Below are 2191 nucleotides of genomic sequence, written 5' to 3' on the forward strand. Positions count from 1 at the left end.
GCCGAGCAGGATGCGCGCGGCGCTCTTCCAGGTCGCCCATTTCCACAGCTGGCCTTCGCGGCGCAGGTTGTCGGCGGTCTGGCGCATGAGGTCGTCCAGGAACATCAGCGTCACGCGCCGGAACCAGCGCCTGCGCCAGGCGTCGGACCCTTGCGCAGCCTTGTAGATGTCGAACGCCACGGCCTTGTGCTCCAGCTCTTCGGCGCTGTGCCAGAGCCACATGGTGCGCAGCCGCGGCTCGGCGCCGTCGAGCACCTGGGGGTGGGCGAGCAGCCATTCGGCGAACATGGCGGTGAAGTGCTCCGTGGCTGCGGTGGCTGCCAGCGCATGGCGCGGATCGGCGCCCTCCAGCAACTGCATGCGCCTGGCGGCGCGGGGAGTCCAACCGTCCACCAGGCCCTGGTCCTGCAGGTGGGTGTTGAAAAGCGAATGAATGCGCCGGTGCGTAGCCTCCTGGCCGATGAAGCCGCGCACGTCGGCGCGAAGCGCTTCCTGTGCTTGCGCCGGCAGCGTGGCCGCGGCGTCGCGCACGGCATCGATGAAGAACTGCTCGCCGAACGGAAAGCTCATCGACAGCGCATTGAAAAAGGCGGTGGAGAATGCGTTGCCGCCGCACCAGTTGCGGCCGAACGGCGTTTGCAGGTCGATCAGAAGGCGGCGCACGACAAGGTCGGCCATGGCTGATGTTCCTTGGAAAATGCGATGCGGTACACATTCGTACCAATTTCCTGGAATGGTGCACGCCACGGCTGGTACCGTCAAGTACCAATGCGGAGGACAATGTCTTTTCCATGAGCATCGCGACTGAAAAACCAGCCCTTGAGGCCGCCTCCGCAGAGCCGGCCCACGAGCACTACGCCCGGCTGCTGGAAGGCATGGCGCGCGCCGTGGCCGCCAAGGGCTACGCGGACACCACCATTGCCGACATCGTGCGGGAGGCCGCCGTGTCGCGCCGCACCTTCTACGAGCATTTCACGACCAAGTCGGAGTGCCTGATCGCGCTGTACGAGGCGGCCAGCAAGCTGGCGCTGCGCGCGGTGAGCGAAGCCTTCGATCCGGCGCAGCCCTGGCATGCGCAGGTGGAGCGGGCGATCACCGCGTATTTCGACTATCTTGCGCAGGATCCGCCGCTGCTGCGCACACTGTTCGTCGAGATCCTCGGCCTTGGCATGCCGGGGCTGGCGGCGCGGCGCCGGGTGAACGGCGAGATCGCCGGCTTCATCCAGGCGGCCATCAACGGCGGCCCCGCGGCGCACCTGACGAGCGAGATGGCGATGACCGTGGTGGGCGGCATCAACGAACTGGTGCTGCAGGCCATCGAACAGGACCGGGTGGGTGAGCTCGGCCAGTTGGTCCCGCCGGCCACGCGCCTGGTGCGCGCGGTGGCGGCAGAGAGCGCCAGGTAGCGAGAGCCGCCTCAGGCGGGCCTGGCCTGCGCCGGATCGTAGAAGAACTCTTCCTGGGCGATGCGCTCGCCCTCCCAGCGCTGCCAGGCGAGTTCTTCCATGCGCATGGCCTTGCCGTCCTTGAAGCGGAAATCGAAGACCCAGCGGATCACCACGTGGTCGCCGTTCACGAACACCGGGCGCACGCAGGTCGAAACCACCGAGGCGGTGCGGTCCAGCGTCGCCTGCTCGCGCGCAACCAGCGCGCTGCGGCCGCGCCGGGGCTCGGCCTGGTTCTCGCGCATGGTCGCGTCCTCGGTGTAGTAGTCCTCGATGGCCTGGGCGTGCGCACCGCTCTCCACGGCGGCAATGAAGGCCTCGAGTCTTTCCGTGGTGGGCATCAGGCCTTGACCTTCACTTCGACGCGGCGGGCTTCGCTCGCGGGCCCGTCCGCCTGGGTCTGCTCGGGCTTGGCAAGCTCGATCTTGTCGGCGGGGGCGCCGGCGGCCTTGAGCGCATCGCCCACGGCCACGGCGCGCTGCTTGGCGAGCTCGGCGTTCTTGGCCGGATCGCCGCTTGCATCGTGGTAGCCGCTCACGAGCAGGATGCTGCCGCTCTGCACGGCCTTGATGACATCGGCCAGTGCTTCCTTGGCATTGGGCGCGACCTCGGCCTTGCCGCTCTCGAAGTAGAACTTCACCACGCCGTTCTCGACCTTCACGGCCGCGGCGTCGGCGGCTGCCACGGTGCCGGAGGCCACTGCCGCCACCGGCGCTGCGGGCGCGGAGGGCTGGGCAGCGGCGGCC

At 68.4% G+C, this 2191-nt stretch carries 4 protein-coding genes; 1 reads left to right on the forward strand and 3 read right to left on the reverse strand.

The window, feature by feature from the left end:
- The coding region (locus AC1DOC_RS30445; RefSeq protein WP_478131203.1) for a metal-dependent hydrolase at positions 1-678 on the reverse strand (678 nt) is incomplete at its 3' end.
- 113 nt (positions 679-791) lie between these two features.
- On the opposite strand from AC1DOC_RS30445, the gene AC1DOC_RS30450 reads away from it, so the two are divergent.
- Complete coding sequence (locus AC1DOC_RS30450) at positions 792-1406, forward strand: TetR/AcrR family transcriptional regulator (RefSeq protein WP_018906104.1); 615 nt, start codon at positions 792-794, stop codon at positions 1404-1406.
- 11 nt (positions 1407-1417) lie between these two features.
- Here the strand turns inward: AC1DOC_RS30450 and AC1DOC_RS30455 are convergent, their stop codons facing one another.
- Positions 1418-1786 (reverse strand): nuclear transport factor 2 family protein, encoded by a 369-nt coding sequence (locus AC1DOC_RS30455; protein WP_018906103.1) that lies wholly within the window; start codon positions 1784-1786, stop codon positions 1418-1420.
- On the reverse strand, positions 1786-2191 hold a 406-nt coding region (locus tag AC1DOC_RS30460), incomplete at its 5' end, for an OmpA family protein (RefSeq protein WP_478131204.1). The genes AC1DOC_RS30460 and AC1DOC_RS30455, both read right to left, overlap by 1 nt.

It is taken from the genome of Variovorax sp. 01T439_2 (assembly GCF_056398445.1).